The sequence below is a fragment of the Bifidobacterium sp. MSK.13.1 genome (genome assembly GCF_019131435.1).
GTDB lineage: Bacteria > Actinomycetota > Actinomycetes > Actinomycetales > Bifidobacteriaceae > Bifidobacterium > Bifidobacterium pseudocatenulatum.
The window spans coordinates 59,689-79,837 of sequence record NZ_JAHOMM010000003.1; the positions used below are offsets into that span (position 1 = coordinate 59,689).

The following is a 20,149-nucleotide window of genomic DNA, read 5'->3' on the forward strand; positions in this document are numbered from 1 at the left end:
TTCAGTTCTTTCTCATAATATTTCAGATACTCATCTTTGCTCCACCATACCGGCAGCAAGAGAAAATAGACAGCGTAAACAATAAAAACAGGCTGTCCTTGCACGGTCTCTCATGCAAAGACAGCCTGTTATCTCAAAGCGAAAACACTATCAGTCTTCGTCTTCTTCCGGATCATAATCAACGCCGGTTTCCGCACGCTGTTCGTCGGAAATCGGAGCCGGGGCGCCGGTCAGCGGATCACGACCGCCGCCAGCCTTCGGGAAGGCGATGACGTCGCGGATGGAGTCGGCGCCAGCCAGGATGGCGGCGGTACGATCCCAACCGAGAGCGATGCCAGCGTGCGGCGGAGCGCCGTACTTGAAGGCTTCAAGCAGGAAGCCGAACTTGTCGGCAGCCTCTTCAGGAGTGATGCCGAGCACATCGAGCACACGATCCTGAATGTCATCACGGTGGATACGCACGGAACCGCCGCCCATTTCGTTACCGTTGCACACGATGTCGTAGGAATCAGACATGGCGTGTTCCGGATCCTTGTCGAAGGTGTCGATCCAATCCTTGGACGGCATGGTGAACGGATGGTGCATGGAGGTCCACTTGGAGTGGCCGACTGCCACATCGTCGTCATCCGGATCGTCGGTGGGCTTGAACAGCGGGAAGTCCACAACCCAAGTGAAAGCGAAGTCGTCCGGCTTGAGCAGACCGGCGCGATCGGCCAGTTCCACACGCACGGCACCCAGCAGCTCCTGAGCGGAGGTGCGACGGCCTGCTGCGAAGAACACGGCATCGCCGTCTTCTGCGCCAACGGCTTCCTTCAGGCCAGCGCGCTCCTCTTCAGACAGGTTCTTGGCAACAGGTCCCTTGAGCTCGCCGTTCTCAGCGAACACCACGTAGGCGAGGCCCTTGGCGCCGCGCTGCTTGGCCCAATCCTGCCAAGCGTCGAACTGGCGACGAGGCGTGGCCGCACCACCCTTGAAGAGCACCGCACCAACGTACGGAGCCTGGAACACGCGGAACGGAGTGTTCTTGAAGTAGTCGGTCAGCTCGATCAGCGGGTTGCCGAAACGCAGATCCGGCTTGTCGGAGCCGTACTTATCCATGGCTTCCTGCCAAGTGATGCGCTGAATCGGCAGCTGGATCTCATAGCCTGCGGACTTCCAGATGGCGGCGATGACCTTTTCGGCCATGGCCATCACGTCTTCCTGATCCACGAACGCCATTTCCATATCGAGCTGGGTGAACTCCGGCTGACGATCTGCACGGAAATCCTCGTCACGGTAGCAGCGGGCCAGCTGGTAGTAGCGTTCCACGCCGGAAACCATCAGCAGCTGCTTGAGAAGCTGCGGGGACTGCGGCAACGCGTACCAAGAACCTGGCACCAAGCGGGCCGGCACCACAAAATCGCGAGCGCCTTCCGGAGTGGACTTGATCATGGTCGGGGTTTCGACCTCTTCGAAGCCCATCTCTTCCAGAGCGTGGCGAGCAGCCTTCGACATCTGGGAACGCAGCTTCAGATTGCGCTGCATGGACGGGCGGCGCAGGTCGAGATAACGGTACTTGAGGCGAACTTCCTCGCCCGGCAGCTTGTTCTCGGACTCGTTTTCCAACGCGGTGGACACCTGGAACGGCAGCGCGTCAGACTTGGCGAGCACCTCGATGTTTTCCGCCACAACCTCGATCTTGCCGGTGGCCAGATGATCATTCTCGTTACCGTCCGGACGCAGGCGGACCTCGCCCACCACCTGAATCACAAACTCGGAGCGCAGCGGACGTGCCATGTCTTCGTCGTAGATAACTACCTGCACAAGACCGGTGTTGTCACGAAGATCGATGAAGGCCACGCCACCGTGGTCACGACGACGATCGACCCAACCGGAGAGCGTCACCTTCTGACCGACGAGTTCCTCGGTCACTTCGGTTGCATGATGTGTTCTATAAGCCGTCTGGCTCATGCTTCCCCTATTCCTTGTTCTCTAATGATTGAAGTCTTGCGATTTCAGGCTTCTACGGTAACGGTTTGCTGGGCATACACAGTATCCGGCTCCCAAGACTGTGCGTTGGCCGGCTGCTGGTCGCCCGTGATGATGTTCTTGACTTCGTCCGAAGCGTCCTGCGCGGACTTGTCCGCGGGGAACCACACGTATGGGATGCCGAGCTTGTCGGCATACTTGATCTGCTTGCCAAGCTTGGCTGCGGTCGGAGCCACATCTGCCGCAATGCCACGGGCGCGCAGCTGATTGGCGATTTGGTTGGAAGCGGAACGGTCCTCCTCGTTCCACACGGCCACGAGCACGGAAGCCGGAGACACGCGATTCGCATGGGCACCGGCGGTGTGCAGCATGTATGAAACGAGACGGGACAGGCCAATGGACAGGCCCACGCCCGGATACTTCCTATTGCCCTGCGATGCGAGATTGTCGTAACGACCGCCGGAACAGATGGAACCAAGAGCCGCAGCACCGTCAAGGAACGTCTCATACACGGAACCGGTGTAGTAATCCAGACCACGCGCGATCTTCAAATCAGCGATCACGGAGCCCGGGCGAATACGAGCGGCCTCGTCAACAATCATCGCCAACGTGTCAAGACCCTGACGTGCGAGCACGTACGCCTCGGAATCATTGGCAATGCCATGCTTCTCGCACAGCGTGTCGAACTTGCCGGACAGTTCAGCGCCGTCAGCTGCGGTCAGTTCAGCCAGCTCAAGGCACGCACGTGCCTGATTCTCGTCGGCTCCACAGCCTTCGACCAGCAACTTGGCCACTTCGTCGGCACCGATCTTGTCGAGCTTATCGATCTCACGGAGCACGCCCTCGACATCGGTCAAGCCAAGACCACGGTAGAAACCTTCAGAAAGCTTACGGTTGTTCGCATGCACGGTGGCCTTCGGCAAACCGAACTCACGCAGACGTTCCAATGCCGATACCATGACCAGCGGCAGCTCGACCTCGTAATGATCGGGCAGATCACCGTTGCCGATCACATCGATATCGGCCTGCACGAACTCGCGGAAACGACCTTCCTGCGGGCGTTCGCCACGCCAGACCTTCTGAATCTGCCAACGCTTGAAAGGGAATGCCAAATCGCCGGAATGTTCGACCACATAACGGCTCAGCGGAACAGTCAAATCGAAGTGCAGACCAAGGCGGTCCTCAATCGGAGTGTCGGACTCATGACCGACCTCCTGAAGGCGGCTCAGCAGGTAAATTTCCTTGCTGGTTTCGCCCTTCTTGAGCAGACTCGAACCCTGCTCAACAGCACGAGTTTCAATGCCAATGAAGCCATTGAGCTCGAAAACTTCACGGAGCGTGTCGATAACACGCTGCTCCACAACACGTTCAGAGGGGAGCCACTCTGGAAATCCTGAAATAGATGCGCCTTTTGCCACGATTCCCTATAATAAATGAGGTTGCGGAAAATGCAGCGCGTTTTTCAGGCTTTGAAAGCACGTTCGCACGATCCGCATCCCCTGCACTACATGAAGCTTACTTAAAGGAGCTGGCCATGGCCGACGAGAATGTCACCGCGTCCGAGAACACCAATGAAACCACCGAGCAGGCAACGACGCCCGCAGTCAAGGCCAGCAAACCGGCCGTTCCGAGCCCGGCTTCGATGAAGCCCCATGCTCCGAGCCCCGCGGCCTTCGCCAAGAAAGCTCCACAGCACACCGCTCCGGCTGCCGCATCCACCGGCTTCTCCGATGCCGATGTGAAGACCGCCGAAGCATTCGGCCGTGTCGCCGACGATGGTACTGTGTTCGTCAAGGACGGCGAAGGAGAACGTGAGGTCGGTCAGTTCCCTGATGCCTCCAAGGAAGAGGCGCTGGCTCTGTATGCCCGCCGTTACCTTGATTTGAAGGCCAAGTTGGACCTGTTCGCGAACAAGCTCAAGTCCAACAATGTGAAGTCCCGCGAAATCGACGAGACCATCAAGACGCTGTCCGCGGAAACCGAACAGCCGGCAGTGGTGGGTGATCTGGCCGCTCTCAAGGCCCAGTTCGAGGCGCTGAAGGAGGAAGGCGCAGCCAAGAAAACCGCGTTGACCGAGGCACGCAAGGCCGCTATCGCCAAGGCCGTCGAGGAGCGCACCGCCATTGTGGAGAAGGCCGAGGCGCTGGCTGATTCCCTCGACGAGAACACCAACTGGCGTTCCACCGCAGACAAGTTCCGTTCGCTCTTCCAGCAGTGGCAGGAGCATCAGCGCAACAACGTCCGCATCGACAAGGAAGATGCGGACGCCCTGTGGGCTCGTTTCTCCGCGGCCCGCACCAAGTTCAATTTCGCCCGCCGCAAGTGGGTGCAGAACCGTGACGAAGAGCGTAATTCCGCCAAGTCCACCAAGGAAGCCATCATCGCCGAGGCCGAGGCGCTGCAGGATTCCACCGCTTGGGTTGAAACCTCCCGCAAGTTCACCGAGCTGATGGATCGTTGGAAGAAGGCCGGTCGTGCCGGTCGTCGTGACGATGATGCCATGTGGGAGCGTTTCCGCGCCGCCGCAGACACCTTCTTCAACGCACGTCAGGCCGATCGTGATCAGATCAGCTCCTCCGAGAAGGAAAATCTTGCCAAGAAGGAAGAGCTGCTGGTCAAGGCCGAGGCGCTGGTTCCCGTCAAAAGCGAAGAAGAGGCCAAGCAGGCCCGTCAGGCTCTCGCCGCCATTCAGGAGGAGTGGGACCAGATCGGTTACGTGCCGCGTGACGAAGTGCGCCGCATCGAAGGCCGTCTCGATGCTGTAGACAAGCAGATCAAGGCCATTGAGGATGCCGCTTGGAAGCAGTCCGATCCGGAAGCCGACGCCCGCAAGTCCTCCTTCGAAGAACAGCTCAACGCTCAGCTCGCTGAGCTTGATCAGAAGATCGCCGCGGAATCCGATCCGAAGAAGAAGGCCAAGCTCGAATCCGAGAAGGCCACCAAGGAACAGTGGCTGAACGCCATCAAGTAAGTCGCACATCCTGATATTTGGTTGCACCACAGAGATGCGGTCAAATATCAGCTGGACTTCACTCAGGCATAATCAAGAAGGCTGGTACGTAACGACATCCGTCACATACCAGCCTTCTTCGTATAATCGCACGTGTTCTCACGTGCGCAATCACCATACAGAATATTCAACTATCATTCGCCGAATTCGGTAGCACAAATATCGGCCACCGCATCAATGCAGGCATCGACGATGAGCTTACCTCGTTCGGCGCTGGAACCTGCAGGAGTGGCCAGTCCTCCGTAATCCGGAACGTCGCCCTTGCGCACCGGGTAGCGCACGTAAGCCTTCGGTGTGACATTGCCTTCGTCAATCACACGGTCCATATGCACCAATTCCGGCTCGTAATGCATCATCAATGAGGTTTCCGTCACTGCGGCATGTTCCAACGCCCAACCGGGGAACACGAGTCCGTCGAACACCTGCTCGACCACGTTCTCCGGCAGCGGATCCCACCAGTTGGTTTCGACGATGGTGGCCACTCCCCTGGTTTCGCGGGTGATCAGATCGATTGCCTCGATAATGAATGCCTCGTTTTCGAAATGCGCGTTCATCACCACGATTTTGGTGAAACCGTCCGCGATCAGCTCGCCAAGCACATCATGCATTTGATTGATCACCGTCACACCGTTCATGTCGATGGTGCCGGGGAACAATGGGCCGCCTCCGGAAAGCGGCTTCGACTTGTACCCGTAGTTCATGGTCGGTGCCACGATGCCGTCGATGCGTTCGGCGAGGTCTTCAGACACATGGCTGGCGATCATGGCGTCCACACCAAGGGGAAGATGCTGGCTATGCTGTTCGGTGGAGCCGATTGGCACAATAACCGGCTTTGATTTCGATGCTTCGATTTCCGGCCAGGTCATATGGTCCATCCGACGGCTGCTGCTCATGATTGCTCCTTTATGTGCTGTTGTTGGTTTGCGTTTCAACAATTGATAATGATTGCGATGATGCCGTCCCCGCGAATCGATGTTGCAATCGATGTTTCAGGGACGGCGTTTATTGTTTCGAGGAATTGTTTCGTAAAAACCGTTTCTTCTCAGATGCGGCTCAGATCCTTATCCGTGTTTTCGTGAGAGAGGATCATGGCGACCAGTGCCACGGCGGCCACCGCCACCATGTACCAGGCCGGAGCGATGCTCGAACCGGTGGTGTAGATCAGCCAGGTTGCGATGAACGGCGCGGTTCCACCGAAGATGGCGTTGGCAAGGTTGAAGCTGAATGCGAAGCCGGTGAAACGAACCGATGTCGGGAAGGTTTCAGTCAGGTAGCTCGAAAGCGTACCGTCGTTGGCGGTCAGGGTGGCGCACATGGCGAGCTCAACGATCAGCACCGGCCAGAACTGTGCGGTGTTCAGCGCCATGAAGGCCGGAACGGTGAGCACGATGAAGGCCACGCATGCACCAATCAGCACCTTCTTGCGTCCGAACATGTCGGAGATGTGACCCATGCCGAACACCAAAGCCACATACAGTACCAGGCAGATGGTGGTGATGGTGGACGACTGTGCGGCAGCCATGCCAACCGTGTCGCTCAGATAGGTCGGCAGGTAGGTGAGCACCGTGTAGAAGCCGACCGCGTTGAGCACACAGGCACCGAAGCTGATGACCAAAGTCTTGAAGTGGTTCTGGAACAGCTCGCGCAGCGGGGAAACGCTCTTAGTGGTGGAAGCGAACTGCTGCTTGTCGTCCAAAGCTTCGGTCATGGAAGCATACACCGGCGAATCAGCGAGCTTGGTACGGATGAAATGCACGATCAGACCAAGCGGGCCGGCCATGAGGAACGGAATACGCCATCCCCAAGAGGTCAGTGCATCAGAGCTCAGCGAAGCGGTCATCACGGTGGCGAGCGTGGAGCCTACGAGCAGACCGATGGCGGTGGATGCCGGAATCAGCGAGCAGTAGATGCCACGCTTCTTGGTCGGCGCGTATTCGCCAAGGAAGGTTGCGGCGCCGGCATATTCACCGGAAGCGGAGAAGCCCTGCACCATGCGAAGCAGCAGCAACAGTGCCGGAGCGAAAATGCCGATCACAGCATATGACGGCAGGCAGCCAATCAGGAACGATGCACCCGACATGAACATGATGGAAATCGCAAGAGCGCCCTTGCGTCCCTTCTTATCGCCGAAGTTACCCCAAAACAGTGCACCGATCGGACGAAGCACGAATGATAGTGCAAACACGCCGAACGTCTGCAGCATGGCGACCATGTGATTGCCGGACGGGAAAAACACCAAAGCGATGGTGGTCGCGAAGTAGGAATAGGAAGCGTAGTCGAACCATTCAATGAAGTTGCCGAGGAAAGACGAGACGGCCACTTTCTTGACCATCTTCTGCTCTTCGGACTGTTCAGACACGGAAGCCCTGTTGGCGGTTGCGATTGTTGCACTGGCACTCATCATGTCACCTGCTTTCTTCTGCTGAATCTGTCTGTACGTTCGCGTTTTCTTCATACCCGGCGAACGTTGTGACTCTGACTATCGCCCGAAGTATTTGCGCCAAAGTGAACTGATTGTTAAACCGCAACCGTTTGTTTTTGACGTTTTGCCAAGTTCCCCTTGCTTACAGCGCCGAAGTGGAAGATATGGTGTGATTATGTTGCGATTTCGCCATTTTCGCACCTAAAAGCAGCATTGACCAGCTGATTTTATCGGTAGGCGCTATGCCCACGATCTGTGTCACTTTGTCCAATCGGTTGTACAACGTCTGCCGTTGGATACCTAATTGCTCGCATGCGCCGGTCTTGTTGTCGAGATTGTCGAAACAGGCGCACAACGTGTCGATCAGCATGGCGTTATGCATAAGCTCATGCCCAACCGTCTGCGTGATCACCATGCGCACGGCCTCATCGGTACGTTCCATTCCCAACATGCGTTCCAGCAACGAGGAATCCACACATTCGAGGGTTCCATATGGGCATTCCGCATCGTTCGAAATGCATGTTCGAATCACACTGCGCAACGCACCGAACGCGTCCATCAATGAAATCGTGTCCAACGCTGCGCGTCCATGCACGGTATATACGTATTCGTTTGCAGCGACTTGCGTCAACGCATGCAAACACCGATCTGAAAATACCGACACATCGCCGCCGCTGTCTTGCGCCGCGAGAAAACCGATCATTAAATCGCCTTCCAACAAACAGATCGATTCGCAACCGCCGTTGGATTCGAAATCGTCGATCATCGACACGATTGCCGGCATGGCGTTGGCCACCGACTTGAGTTTCATGGCAAATGGCATATACACGCCCGAAGCGGCGAATCCCAACGCATCAAGCATGGCATGGCCCTCACGCGCCTCCATCGGCGAAACATGCACGCCATCTTCCGGCCCCGCAATCAGATGCGCCACCATGCCGACGCGCGCTCCCCCATCGAGATACAGTGTCAAAACCGGAGCGGCAATCTGTTCGATCCTTCTGCACATCGCTTCATCGAACACCGTATTGCGCTGGCTGATCTCCAAAGCACCCAAAGGCCGTTTCTGTTCCTCCAGTGCAAGTACAATGCCGCAATCTGTAGCGGTATTGATGTTCTGTCCGGCTCGGGCGACTTCAAGACCGTCCACGTCGAATATGACCACATCCTCGCCGAACAGGTTCGCAATGCCATCGGCAACGGCTTTGGGATTGGACGCTTGAGCAAGCTCAGAACGCAACGAAGTTGACATAACGTCCACTTGCATCTGCATACGCATCTGATCACGCACAATCATGGTATTGACGCTCTGGCAGATATCGACGAAAGGAATGCGACGGCGCAATCCAATAATCGTAAGTCCTTCATGCTTGGCTGCCTTCACCAACATTTTCGGCAGTTGGGTGACTTCTTCAACCAATTCGACCATCAATGCCGCAATATCAGCATTCACGAGGCTTTTCACATATTCGTCCGCACGTTTTTCACGACCGTCCGCAACTAAAGATCGCCCCTCCACCACCAGAAGCTCGCCTCCTGCCAGAAATGAGGCGACGTCCTCGCGTTCGTTGGTGAACACCCAACGCACCGGATTATCCAAGCTATCGCCAGCAACTTCAACCTGTGGTTCCGCCGTCGCAACCAAGGCATCATCGAGCACTTCCCTCACCGTAACAGCCATACAAACCGTCCAATCCGAAGTAATACACATGTCACATCAAGTAACGTGACCGCAAAGCAATACGCCGACAATAACCATCAACGATTACGTCAAAGGTTCCCTTCCGTAACCCAATGGACATATGACAAAACGTCTGCCGGAACCCGAAAACTCGCATGAAAACTCGTATTGGAAGGAGTGATTATGAGCACGCAACTGTTCATCAACGCACACATCGCCACCGGCATGCCGGGCAGCACCGCAGCCGAAACAGCGGCAATCCAAGATATTCTCGTCGAAGACGGCAAGTTCATCAGCATTGCACCCCATCTCAAAGCAACACTCGAAGCACAAGGCAAAGATATGGCGAGCGTGGAAGTCGTCGATTTGGGCGGAAAGCTGGTCTGTCCACCATTCTGCGACACCCATCTGCATCTTGATTACGTCTTTACCGCACGCAAGCCCGGCGCGGTGAACGAGTCAGGCACCCTGTTCGAAGGCATTCAGCGTTGGAGTGAAACCAAGGCAGATCTCACTGTCGACGAGATCAAGGAACGCGCGAAAATCGGCATCGCCAAGGAAATGCGTCATGGCGTGCAGTTCATTCGTTCGCACGCCGATGTGACCGACCCGAATCTTACCTCGCTCAAAGCTCTGCTGGAGCTTAAGGAGGAACTGAAAGATACTGTCACGCTGCAGATCGTCTCCTTCCCGCAGGAGGGCATGTACTCCTATGAAGGTCCTCATGGCGAATCCGGCGCGGATTTGGTTGAGGAAGGCCTGAAAATGGGTGCTGATTGCGTCGGTGGCATTCCGCATTTCGAGCAGTGCCGTGAGTTCGGCGAACGTTCCATGCACACCGTGGTCGAACTGGCTTCGAAGTACGACAAGCTCATCGACGTGCATTGCGACGAAACCGACGATCCAAACTCACGTTATCTTGAACTGCTGTCCGCACTCGCCTATCGCGCCGGTATCGGTTCGAAGACCACGGCAAGCCACACTTGCTCCTTGGGATCGGCCGACAATGCCTATTTCTTCCATCTGACCAAGCTGTTGAAGGCCGCACATATCAATTTCGCCTGCGCACCTACGGAAAATCTGTATCTGCAGGGGCGTCAAGACACGTTCCCGAAGCGTCGTGGCATCACGCGAGTCAAGGAGCTCACCGAAGCTGGGGTGAATGTGTCGCTTGGTCAGGATTCCATGCAAGATCCCTGGTATCCGGTCGGTAACGGCAATATGATGCTGATTCTCGATTATGTGCTGCATTTGGCGCAGATGATGAGTTTTGAAGAGATCGATGATGCGTTGAAGTTCCTGACAGTCAACGGCGCAACCACGCTCGGCATGCGCGATTCGTATGGTCTTGAGGCAGGCAAGCCCGCAAACTTCATTGTGCTTGATGCTTCCAGCGTGTTCGACGCCGTATACGAGCGTTGCGAAGTGCTTCGCTCGGTACGAGAGGGTCGCACACTGTTCACCCGTAACACGTCAATCACTGCCGATCTCGATCTGCTGACACTGTAATTCGTCAAGTTTCGAAATACTTTCGGCATACGAAAGGCCTTGAAATCATTACATACGATTTCAAGGCCTTTCGTGTGTCGCGTTACTTACGCACCGATTGCTTATTCAACAGATTCTGCGGATTCCGTAAGTTCCGTCGATTCCGTCGATTCGGCAGGTGCCTCGGTTTCAGCTGCGACTTCACCTTCAGCAGGCTCCGTATTTGGCTCTTCGAACGCCTCACCGGTAAAGGTGAACTCGCCCAGGATGCCTTCGCCTTCCGCATCGACCTTCACGCGCTGGCCATCTTCGAGTTCGCCCATCAGGATCTTCTCCGAAATGGCGTCTTCGACGTCGCGCTGAATCACGCGACGCAACGGACGCGCGCCCAGCAGCGGGTCGAAGCCCTTCTGCGCGAGCAGATCCTTGGCAGCGTCGGTAAGCTCGAGGGACATGTGGCGATCGAACAAGCGGTCATTGAGCTGCTTGACGTCAAGATCGACGATCTGACGCACCTGCGGCTCGGTGAGCTGCTTGAACACGATGATGTCGTCCAGACGGTTCAGGAATTCCGGACGGAACTGCTGCTTCAGCTCCGCGGAAACCTGATCCTTCATGCGCTGGTAGCTCGACTCGGTGTTGGCACCCAAGTTGAAGCCGGTGTTGGCGGCCTTGGCGATGTCACGAGTACCAAGATTGGTGGTCAGAATGATGATGGTGTTCTTGAAGTCCACCTTGCGGCCCTGGCCATCAGTCAGATGACCGTCATCAAGCACCTGCAGCAGCGTGTTGAAAATATCCGGATGGGCCTTTTCGATCTCATCGAACAGCACCACGGAGAACGGCTTGCGACGCACCTTCTCGGTGAGTTCGCCGCCCTCTTCGTAACCGACGTATCCCGGAGGAGCACCAAACAGGCGCGAAGCCGCATATTTCTCGGAGAATTCAGACATGTCGACACGAATCAGTGCGTCCTCGTCGTCAAACAGGAATTCGGCGAGCGTCTTGGCCAGCTCGGTCTTGCCAACACCGGTGGGGCCAGCGAAGATAAACGAACCGGACGGACGCTTCGGATCCTTCAAACCAACACGCGCGCGGCGGATGGAGCGGCTCAATGCGGACACGGCCTCATCCTGGCCGATGATGCGCTTGTGCAGCTCGCTTTCCATGGTCATGAGCTTCTTGGACTCGGCCTGGGTGAGCTTGAACACCGGAATGCCGGTGGTCTGGGAAATCACCTCGGCGATGACATCCTCATCCACAACCATCTTCACATCGGATTCGCCCTCACGCCATGAGGATTCCTTCTGCTTGCGCTCGGCTTCCAGCTTCTCCTGCTTATCACGCAGCTCAGCGGCCTTTTCGAAGTCCTGACCCTTGATGGCCTGGTCCTTCTCTTCGGCAAGCTTGGCGATCTTCGTGTCAAGTTCCTTAAGTTCCGGCGGAGCGGTCAGACGACGAATGCGCAGACGCGCACCGGCCTCATCGATCAGATCGATGGCCTTGTCAGGCAGATGACGGTCCTGAATGTAACGGCTCGACAGATCGGCCGCGGCCTGCAACGCACCATCGGTGATCGTCACATGGTGATGGTTCTCGTAACGCGAACGCAAGCCCTTAAGGATCTCGATGGTTTCGGCAATGCTCGGCTCGTGCACCTGGATCGGCTGGAAACGACGTTCCAGAGCCGCATCCTTCTCGATGTACTTGCGGTACTCGTCGGTGGTGGTGGCGCCAATGGTCTGCAGTTCGCCACGGGCCAGCATAGGCTTCAGCATGTCGGAAGCGCCAAGAGCGCCGTCTGCGGAGCCAGCACCCACAATGGTGTGGATCTCATCGATGAACAGCACGATGTCGCCGCGCGTCTTGATCTCCTTGAGCACCTTCTTCAGACGCTCCTCGAAATCGCCACGGTACCGCGAGCCAGCCACCATGGATCCCAGATCCAACGAATAGACCTGCTTGCCCTTCAGCGTCTCCGGAACGTCGCCGGCATTGATCTTCTGCGCCAAGCCTTCGACCACGGCCGTCTTGCCGACACCCGGCTCGCCGATCAGCACCGGATTGTTCTTGGTACGGCGGCTCAGCACCACCATCACACGCTCGATCTCACTCGAACGCCCAATCACCGGATCAAGCTTGCCGGCGGCAGCTTCAGCGGTCAGATTGCGGCCGAACTGGTCAAGAATCGCGGAACCGGTCTGGTTGCGACGATCCTGCACGCCACCGGCATTGGCCAAATCGCCCTTGCCATCACCCTTGCCATCACCGGAATTGCCACGGATCAGGTCGATGGTGGCGCTGCGCAGCTCGCCAAGATTGACGTCCATCTTGATCAGCACCTGGGTGCCGACGCCTTCGCCTTCATGAATCAGACCGAGCAGGATATGCTCGGTGCCGATATAGCTGTGCCCCAGCTGCAACGCCTCACGCAGCGACAGCTCCAACACCTGCCTGGCATGCGGGGTGAAGGGAATGTGGCCGTTCGGCGTGGCATTCCCCTTACCGATCATCTCTTCGACCTGTTTGCGGGTGTCATCCAAGGTCACACCCTTTGAGGCCAGCGCCTTGGCTGCGACGCCGTCACCCTCACGAATCAGGCCAAGCAGCAGATGCTCGGTACCGATGTAGTTGTGCTGGAGGGTACGAGCCTCTTCCTGCGCCAGCACGATCACGCGCCGCGCACGGTCGGTAAACCGTTCGAACATGCTTGTCCTTCCACTCTTGTTAGTCCATCAACACTCTACCGATTCGCGATGACGTTTGTTTTCATCCGCGCGTAAATTGCGCTCTCGACGCAACGCAACGGATATGCTTGACATATAGCAACGACCAAGGAGGTCACCAAGATGAGCGACACCACCCTAAATGCAACCGAATCCGGGATGCTCGCAGATATCCGCTTGCACGACATCGTCGTCGGCGTCGACGGTTCCGACGAATCCTTCGCCGCATTACGCTGGGCGCTGAACGAGGCATCGCTTACCGGCCAGCAGGTCAATGCGGTGTTCGCATGGTCCCATTCCTGGGATATGGGCTCGGAACCGGAAGATGAAGAGCAGTGGGCCGAAGTCCGCCATGAGATCGCGCAACGGCTTCGCGACTGGGTTTCCAAAGCTTCGCAGGGCATGACCATCAATGAGGATCATGTCAAACTCACGTCGGTCAAGGCCACAGGAACGTCCGCATTGCTGGAGATCGGCAAGGATGCGCAGCAGATCGTAGTCGGACGCCGTTCACTCGGCAGAGTGGCACGCTGGTTCCTCGGCTCGCTTTCGGAATCGCTTGCCGAAGCCGCACAGGTTCCCGTTACCATAGTTCGCATTCTCGACGACGAGGAATCCAGCGTGCAGGATGCCATCGCCAACGCGCTTACGCCTTCGGAGAACACGGTGACGTACGATTTGCCCGGCTCCCCTCTGCCTAAGAACCAGCGGCCGATCGTGGTTGGCGTCGATGGTTCGGAAACCTCGCGACACGCCTTGCGATTCGCTATCGACCTGGCGGCTTTGCATCACGCTCCCCTGCAGGTGATGTTCTGCTGGCAGCTCAAGGATCTTGGCGTCATCGAGGGATATGAGAACGCCATAGCGCCGATTGCCGTCGGTCAGGAACGGGCGGAACGCATTCTTGACGAGCTGCTCGATTCGGTTGAGATTCCCACTGCCGGCATTCCCGACGATTTCCAGATCGAATCGCACGCCTTCCATATTTCCGCTGCGAAGGGGCTGATCGCGGCATCCCGTTACGCACGCCATCTAGTGGTCGGTTCCCGTGGATTGTCCGGCTTGGACGCGCATTTCCTTGGTTCCGTCTCCAAGCAAATCGTCAATTTCGCCGACTGCACCGTCACTGTCGTGCACTAAACCTTTGAGGATATGAAAGAAGTCCGCTTCCTTACATAGGGAACGGACTTCTTTCATATCCTCGATAAGACAGGATTACTCAGCTTCCGGAGCGTTTTCCTCTGCAGTGTCCGTTTCCTCGGCTTCGGTGGGTTCCGCATCCGTCGCTTCATCCTCTTCGGATCCGACGATAACCGGCTCTTCGTCATCGCTCAAATCAACGGTGGATTCCACCTCCGGCTCATCCTGCTGGGCCGTATGTTCGAGCACTTCCTCCTGATTCGCATCATCATCCACGGTATTGGCTTCGATATCGGCTTCGGAGGCTTCTTCCTCATCGTTCGGATTGCCGTCTTCATTCGCCGACAGCTGCTCGATCAGTTCGACGGAACCGCGTTCATCACGCGGCGCCTGCGCGATGATATCGATATGCAGGTCGTCAAATGCAGGTTTCGACTGCACCCACAAGTGAGACGGTTCCGGCGGCTCGATTTCGGAATGTTCGCCACAGCCATGGTCGATGGATACGACACGACCGTCATCAGGACTCCACTTGTTAGCGCACACGCCGAACAGAAGATTCAGTTCGCCTTTCAGAGGAATGAAGAATCCGCACGTCGAGCATGGATTGCCATCCGATGTTTTGGTGGACAACGATTTCGGTCCGCGCGGTCCCTCATACCAGCGTTTCGCGGTCTGGGAACGGCCCAAAGGCGTGAGCACGTGCCTGCGGGACAGATCGAATTCCTCAACCGCCTCGTCGATGTCCTCTTCGGAGGTCACCGATGCTACGGCATTCTCGTCTTGCGAACCGTCAACCACGTCAGCGTCCGCTCCGGCATTGTCGCCGCCGTCCGCCGCTTCGACGGTCTGCACATCGTCGGAAACGCTTTCGGCAGACTCAACGGGTTTAGTTCTGCGGAACCCCTCTTCCATACGTGGATCATCGGGATCGGTGCCGATCGAATCGGTCACCGCCAAATCGGTCGGTTCAAGACGATCCTTCCATGGAATCCATTCCGGTGGGCGCAACGCCTTGTCGGTAGGCACCAGCGATGACTCATTGACCGTCCAATGGTCCAACTCAGCATCGCGATACAACGTCACCGACCACTGCCATCCCTCATACCCACGTATGCAGGTTTCAAAACGAAAATCAGTAACGTTGTCTCCCAAGTCGATGGCTTCGACGAAGTCACCGACTTGGCCATCCTCATCGGCGACTTCGATGGCCACCGCCTGGGCGATCGCCTTGGGATCCATTGTGGTATCGGACATGAATTATTCCTGTACGTCGAAGTTATCGGCCACGGCACGCATCAGCGTGGCCAGTTTCTTGCTTTCAGCCGGAGACGGATAATGGTGGCGGCGCAACTGGTTCCCCGCGGAATCCAGCAGCTTGATAAGATCCTCCACAATGGCGGCCATATCATCCGGCTTCGGTCGAGTTGCTTTGACCAGAGACGGCGCGGATGCCACAAGGGTGAGGCCCATTGCCTGCGGACCACGGCGGCCCTCCACCACGGAATACTCGACTTTTGCACCCTTACGCAACGTCTTCACGCCCTCCGGCAGGGCGGCTGCAGGCAGGAACACATCGGCACCCTGCTCGTTCTGAATAAAACCATAGCCTTTGTTCGCATCGAACCAACGAACGCGTCCGCTAGGCATTGTCACCTCACTCTTACGTAATCCACATACCTTCAGGCGAACGAAAGAACAATCGTCCGCCGATTACAAATCAAAGATACAGTTTAGCGCAAGAGGTGGGATATGTAACCATCTCTTGCGCCAACAATCGTCAGATCATGCCTTTTTGCATGTTTGCATCATTGTTTTTTCGGCCTGCGCCCACGCTTGTCGACCTTGCGTTCGTCACTGGTCTGCGCCAACGGACGTGGTTCCACAGGAGCCACCGGAAGCACTACCGTCAGTGTCAATCCAGTCCCGTCACTGCCGGAAGCGCAGATGAAACCATGGTGTGCCTTGACCACGGACTGGGCGATCGCCATGCCGAGACCCGTACCGCCCTTCTGTCGTGCTCTGGACGGATCCGCCGTGTAGAACCGTTCGAAGATCTTCGAGCGTGCATCTGCGGGAACGCCGGGACCATGATCGCTGAATCGCACAATTGCGTAATTCATGCCGACTTGCATGGATTGCCCCACCTCGATGGCCTCGATAAAGTGATGCAACGACTGCTCGTTGGATGGCATGCGAGACAATGATTCCGGGCTGATGGACGCCGGAAGCACGCCCATGGACACTTCAACCGGGGAATCGGCCGGCGTGTACCGATGGATGTTGCCCACAATGTTCGTGGCCACCTGACGCAAGCGTGATGCATCGCCGGTCAACGTGATGTCCGGCATGGTTCCCGGCTGGAAGGCGAGACGCGAAGGATGTTCCATATCCGATCCCGCCTGCAATACCACCTGGCCGCAGGTGATGCCACGATCCGGGTCGAGCGCGTGCAGATCATCAGCCGCATCATTGACCACGGAAGTCAGCTTCACCTGCTGGGTGATATCGATGCCACGTCCTTCATCCAACCGCGCCAATGACAGCAAATCCTCGACAAGCACCGTCATACGCGCACTGGACGCTTCTATATGTTCAATGGACTCATCGGCACGTTCCAATGCTCCGGGCATGTCACGCTGCATTTTGTACAACTCCGCATATCCGTGAATCGCGGCAAGCGGAGTACGCAGCTCATGGCTGGCATCGGAAACGAACCGTTTCATCTTCTCGGTCGTTTCCTCCTGCGCGTGGAAGCTTTCCTCAATACGCGTCAGCATGGTGTTCAGCGACATGGACAGCGATCCGACTTCCGTATTTTCCGGCAAATCGGGAACACGTTGGCTCAAATCCCCTGCCGCAATCTTCGCAGCGGTCTTCTCGATACGTTTCAGCGGAGCAAGCGTGCTTTGCACGACGATGGTGCCAAGAATGGCGCCGATCAACACCACCGCGATGCCGACCATGGCACAGAACCGCGTCAACGTGTTGGACGTGTCGATCTGGTCACTCAGCGACAATCCGATGAACACGACGCCGCTGTCTTTGACCTGCCCCGTTTTGGTTTTCTCGCTCCAAGGCAGCGCCACAACACGCCACGGCGACTGTGCGGCCTGCATGATGGCATGATCCGGCACCCTGCTGGTGGTAACGTGCACCACCGCCTGTGTGGTGAACGGCTCTCCGAGCGTGACCCCGTCGATACTGCCGTCGGAAGGCAGACTCGGCTCGGACACCACGCCCTCACGGAGCATAGGCACCGACCCAGCGCCGGTACGCTTGTATTCGCTGTCCCGCACCTCGACATAATACGTGTTCACCAAGCTCCGGCCATCCTCGCTCGTGGTGCTGTCCAGCGAATCCATGCTATTGAAAATCATCTGCGCCTGATTCACCAACTGCGTGTCGGTTTTCTGTAGCAGATAATTGCCCACAAGCGTGCGAATGGAAAAGGAAATGCCGATAGTGCCAATGGTCAACAACACAATGATGCAAGTGACCAGCTTGGTGCTTAACGGAATGGCCTGCACCTTCCTGCCGATCCGCCGATGCCAAGGCACACGTTGCGGACGCGGCTGGCCGCCGTTCTTCTGCGTGTTCTGCGGGTCAGCCGACGGCTGACGGGTATCCTGACTCATCGCGGGACCGTTTAGTTCTTCGGCGCACGAATCATGTAGCCGATGCCACGCTTCGTTTCGATAAGCGGAGCCACCTTGCGCTTCTCGCCGTTCTCATCCTCCACCGTAAGTCCGTCGACCTTCTTGCGCAGATATGAAATGTACGATTCAACAATCGCGGCGTCCCCGCCCCAATCGTACTGCCACACATGATCCAAAATCTGCGCCTTCGAGAGCACACGCCCCTCGTTATCCATCAAATAACGCAGCAACTTGTATTCGGTGGGGCTCAAATCGATCGGCTGTCCGGCACGGGACACATCATGCGAATCCTCATTGATCTCCAGATCCGCGACGCGGATAATCGGATCATCCTCAACCTGCTCCTGGGTACGGCGCAGAATGGCACGGATTCGCGCAACGACCTCCTCAAGACTGAACGGCTTGGTCACATAGTCGTCACCCCCCACGGTCAAACCCATGACCTTGTCTTGAGTATCATCGCGAGCCGTCAAATACAGCACCGGCGTAGTGATGCCTTCCTGACGGATACGACGGGTCACCGTGAAACCGTCGATATCCGGAAGCATCACATCAAGCACAATCAAATCAGGCTGTATTTTCTCGATGACTTCGATGGCTTCAGATCCCGAAGCCGCGGTATTCACTTCAAAACCCGCAAAATGCAAGGATGCCACCAACAGCTCACGGATGGACGGTTCGTCGTCAACAACGACAATGGATGCTTCAATAGGCTTGCTCATGCTTTAAGCATCACTCTGTTCACTGGATGTTTCCTGAACGGATTCTGAGTCTTCCTTTGACGTCTGCCCTCCATCATGCGCTTCAACGGACAGCTCACCATCGACACTCCACGCCTTCACCGGCTCGGAACGCACAGTAATCGCGGCATGCCTTCCCGCATGCTTGCGCACCTTGCGCTTGATGATGCCACGCTTGCGCAGAATATGGAACACCACCATAATCACAATCAGCAGCACCAGCACGGCTATCATGCCGCCAACACCCAACAGCACGGTCTGCGACGACGTCGAGGTCTTCTTCTGCACCGCAATCTGATCCATCATATCGGTTGCGGATTTCGACCAATCCGGAGTGCTTTCCATCAAAGGTTTCTGCGCAGCATCGGAAAGCGCATCGACCGTCGACTTCTTCTTCAACCATTCGTCGGAATTCGACGAAACGGCAACCACGAGATTGCCATCGTTCGAAGCGACCGCCAGCAAAACCGTATTCGGTTTCGGATCAAGCGATTCCAACAGCGCGCTCGCCCATTTTGCAGGTTTTTCTTCGGTGTTGAAACTTGCCAGGTACAGCAAATGCACGGTGACGCCCGTTTCCTGCTTTGTCGCGCTGATGGCATCCGTGATCTCGGCGACGTTTGATCCGAGCAGATTCTCAGTGTCGGTGATATTTTCCGTGGCCGTGATTCCGGTGCCCGTATTGTCTTCCGCGCTGCCGACGGGAGTTATCCACAACATCATCGCACAACACAACAGCATAGAAAGAAGCATGCAAGCCGCTACATTCCAACGATTTCTGAAGTTTTGCCGTTGTCGCGACACACCGATTGGGCACATTTTCGCACATCCTCCGACCACAACCCTGGTTTTTTCATTCATCGCGTTCACTGTTGCCATACAGTCCACATTACCGTTCAGATACGTCAAGTGCGAGCGAACGGTACCAACCGAGCACACAAAAGTACCTGGCAACGAAAGGATCATCATGGCACAGTTTCAGGTGGACAGCGAGCAGATTCAATCCTCGAGCGCGGCGGTAAACGCCTCCATCCAAGCGATACGTCAGTCGGTGCAGGGCATGTACGCCAATCTCAACAATCTGCAGAGCGTCTGGAGGGGCGGAGCGGCCACACAGTTCAATGCGGTGGCGGAACAATGGCGTGCCGCCCAACAGCAGATGGAGCAGTCGCTCGAATCGATTCAGCATGCGCTGACGCAGGCATCCGCACTGTATGCGGAAACCGAAATGCAGGCATCGCGTCTGTTTGCGCAGTAGCGGCAGGTACTTCCGACGCAATCAAAGCAATAGCTGGCGCAAACAAAAAGTGGAGCC

At 56.6% G+C, this 20,149-nt stretch carries 15 protein-coding genes; 4 read left to right on the forward strand and 11 right to left on the reverse strand.

Annotation, left to right across the window (positions count from 1 at the left end):
• Positions 1-150: 150 nt before the first annotated feature.
• Positions 151-1,950, reverse strand: coding sequence for an aspartate--tRNA ligase (gene aspS, locus KSY55_RS05030; protein ID WP_004223671.1), 1,800 nt, complete (start codon positions 1,948-1,950; stop codon positions 151-153).
• A gap of 44 nt (positions 1,951-1,994) precedes the next feature.
• Positions 1,995-3,386 (reverse strand): histidine--tRNA ligase, encoded by a 1,392-nt coding sequence (hisS, locus tag KSY55_RS05035; RefSeq protein ID WP_022244903.1) that lies wholly within the window; start codon positions 3,384-3,386, stop codon positions 1,995-1,997.
• A 116-nt stretch (positions 3,387-3,502) separates the two neighbouring features.
• Here hisS and KSY55_RS05040 point away from each other — a divergent pair, with 116 nt between their 5' ends.
• Complete coding sequence (locus KSY55_RS05040; protein ID WP_022244904.1) at positions 3,503-4,939, forward strand: DUF349 domain-containing protein; 1,437 nt, start codon at positions 3,503-3,505, stop codon at positions 4,937-4,939.
• A 173-nt stretch (positions 4,940-5,112) separates the two neighbouring features.
• Here KSY55_RS05040 and KSY55_RS05045 read toward each other — a convergent pair whose 3' ends face one another.
• The 3 genes from KSY55_RS05045 to KSY55_RS05055 all read right to left on the reverse strand — a co-directional run bounded on the left by KSY55_RS05045 (position 5,113) and on the right by KSY55_RS05055 (position 9,081).
• The gene (locus tag KSY55_RS05045; RefSeq protein ID WP_033524274.1) at positions 5,113-5,871 is read right to left on the reverse strand and encodes a creatininase; all 759 of its coding nucleotides are present in this window, start codon (positions 5,869-5,871) and stop codon (positions 5,113-5,115) included.
• 149 nt (positions 5,872-6,020) lie between these two features.
• Positions 6,021-7,379, reverse strand: a complete 1,359-nt coding sequence (locus KSY55_RS05050; RefSeq protein ID WP_118279676.1) for an MFS transporter — start codon at positions 7,377-7,379, stop codon at positions 6,021-6,023.
• Positions 7,380-7,542: 163 nt separating this feature from the next.
• Positions 7,543-9,081 (reverse strand): PucR family transcriptional regulator, encoded by a 1,539-nt coding sequence (locus KSY55_RS05055; RefSeq protein WP_022244907.1) that lies wholly within the window; start codon positions 9,079-9,081, stop codon positions 7,543-7,545.
• A gap of 183 nt (positions 9,082-9,264) precedes the next feature.
• Here KSY55_RS05055 and KSY55_RS05060 point away from each other — a divergent pair, with 183 nt between their 5' ends.
• Positions 9,265-10,590 carry an amidohydrolase family protein gene (locus KSY55_RS05060; protein WP_004223655.1) on the forward strand — a complete coding sequence of 442 codons (1,326 nt, stop codon included), beginning with the start codon at positions 9,265-9,267 and terminating at the stop codon, positions 10,588-10,590.
• Between the two features lie 101 nt (positions 10,591-10,691).
• Here the strand turns inward: KSY55_RS05060 and KSY55_RS05065 are convergent, their stop codons facing one another.
• Complete coding sequence (locus KSY55_RS05065; RefSeq protein WP_022244909.1) at positions 10,692-13,277, reverse strand: ATP-dependent Clp protease ATP-binding subunit; 2,586 nt, start codon at positions 13,275-13,277, stop codon at positions 10,692-10,694.
• A 141-nt stretch (positions 13,278-13,418) separates the two neighbouring features.
• Between KSY55_RS05065 and KSY55_RS05070 the strand changes: the two genes are divergently transcribed.
• Complete coding sequence (locus KSY55_RS05070; protein ID WP_004223651.1) at positions 13,419-14,435, forward strand: universal stress protein; 1,017 nt, start codon at positions 13,419-13,421, stop codon at positions 14,433-14,435.
• Between the two features lie 75 nt (positions 14,436-14,510).
• On the opposite strand, the gene KSY55_RS05075 is transcribed toward KSY55_RS05070, so the two are convergent.
• The 5 genes from KSY55_RS05075 to KSY55_RS05095 all read right to left on the reverse strand — a co-directional run bounded on the left by KSY55_RS05075 (position 14,511) and on the right by KSY55_RS05095 (position 19,713).
• Positions 14,511-15,692: a DUF3027 domain-containing protein gene (locus KSY55_RS05075; RefSeq protein WP_118279656.1), complete on the reverse strand. Its 1,182-nt coding sequence runs from the start codon at positions 15,690-15,692 to the stop codon at positions 14,511-14,513.
• A 3-nt stretch (positions 15,693-15,695) separates the two neighbouring features.
• Complete coding sequence (locus tag KSY55_RS05080) at positions 15,696-16,085, reverse strand: cold-shock protein (protein ID WP_003836539.1); 390 nt, start codon at positions 16,083-16,085, stop codon at positions 15,696-15,698.
• Positions 16,086-16,243: 158 nt separating this feature from the next.
• The gene (locus tag KSY55_RS05085) at positions 16,244-18,073 is read right to left on the reverse strand and encodes a HAMP domain-containing sensor histidine kinase (RefSeq protein WP_118279657.1); all 1,830 of its coding nucleotides are present in this window, start codon (positions 18,071-18,073) and stop codon (positions 16,244-16,246) included.
• Between the two features lie 11 nt (positions 18,074-18,084).
• The gene (locus tag KSY55_RS05090) at positions 18,085-18,816 is read right to left on the reverse strand and encodes a response regulator transcription factor (RefSeq protein WP_003836535.1); all 732 of its coding nucleotides are present in this window, start codon (positions 18,814-18,816) and stop codon (positions 18,085-18,087) included.
• 3 nt (positions 18,817-18,819) lie between these two features.
• On the reverse strand, positions 18,820-19,713 hold the full coding sequence (locus KSY55_RS05095; protein ID WP_033524287.1) for a TPM domain-containing protein: 894 nt from the start codon (positions 19,711-19,713) through the stop codon (positions 18,820-18,822).
• A gap of 88 nt (positions 19,714-19,801) precedes the next feature.
• Between KSY55_RS05095 and KSY55_RS05100 the strand changes: the two genes are divergently transcribed.
• Positions 19,802-20,092 (forward strand): WXG100 family type VII secretion target, encoded by a 291-nt coding sequence (locus KSY55_RS05100; RefSeq protein ID WP_022244912.1) that lies wholly within the window; start codon positions 19,802-19,804, stop codon positions 20,090-20,092.
• Positions 20,093-20,149 lie beyond the last annotated feature (57 nt).

What these genes read in the sequence shown, in the direction of transcription:
- KSY55_RS05060 (WP_004223655.1), top strand. Translation starts at nt 9,265, where the DNA reads ATGAGCACGCAACTGTTCATCAACGCACACATCGCCACCGGCATGCCG.
- KSY55_RS05040 (WP_022244904.1), top strand. Translation starts at nt 3,503, where the DNA reads ATGGCCGACGAGAATGTCACCGCGTCCGAGAACACCAATGAAACCACC.
- KSY55_RS05065 (WP_022244909.1), bottom strand. Translation starts at nt 13,277, where the DNA reads ATGTTCGAACGGTTTACCGACCGTGCGCGGCGCGTGATCGTGCTGGCG.
- KSY55_RS05095 (WP_033524287.1), bottom strand. Translation starts at nt 19,713, where the DNA reads ATGGCAACAGTGAACGCGATGAATGAAAAAACCAGGGTTGTGGTCGGA.
- KSY55_RS05100 (WP_022244912.1), top strand. Translation starts at nt 19,802, where the DNA reads ATGGCACAGTTTCAGGTGGACAGCGAGCAGATTCAATCCTCGAGCGCG.
- KSY55_RS05070 (WP_004223651.1), top strand. Translation starts at nt 13,419, where the DNA reads ATGAGCGACACCACCCTAAATGCAACCGAATCCGGGATGCTCGCAGAT.
- aspS (WP_004223671.1), bottom strand. Translation starts at nt 1,950, where the DNA reads ATGAGCCAGACGGCTTATAGAACACATCATGCAACCGAAGTGACCGAG.
- KSY55_RS05080 (WP_003836539.1), bottom strand. Translation starts at nt 16,085, where the DNA reads ATGCCTAGCGGACGCGTTCGTTGGTTCGATGCGAACAAAGGCTATGGT.
- KSY55_RS05075 (WP_118279656.1), bottom strand. Translation starts at nt 15,692, where the DNA reads ATGTCCGATACCACAATGGATCCCAAGGCGATCGCCCAGGCGGTGGCC.
- KSY55_RS05045 (WP_033524274.1), bottom strand. Translation starts at nt 5,871, where the DNA reads ATGAGCAGCAGCCGTCGGATGGACCATATGACCTGGCCGGAAATCGAA.
- KSY55_RS05055 (WP_022244907.1), bottom strand. Translation starts at nt 9,081, where the DNA reads ATGGCTGTTACGGTGAGGGAAGTGCTCGATGATGCCTTGGTTGCGACG.
- KSY55_RS05050 (WP_118279676.1), bottom strand. Translation starts at nt 7,379, where the DNA reads ATGAGTGCCAGTGCAACAATCGCAACCGCCAACAGGGCTTCCGTGTCT.
- KSY55_RS05090 (WP_003836535.1), bottom strand. Translation starts at nt 18,816, where the DNA reads ATGAGCAAGCCTATTGAAGCATCCATTGTCGTTGTTGACGACGAACCG.
- KSY55_RS05085 (WP_118279657.1), bottom strand. Translation starts at nt 18,073, where the DNA reads ATGAGTCAGGATACCCGTCAGCCGTCGGCTGACCCGCAGAACACGCAG.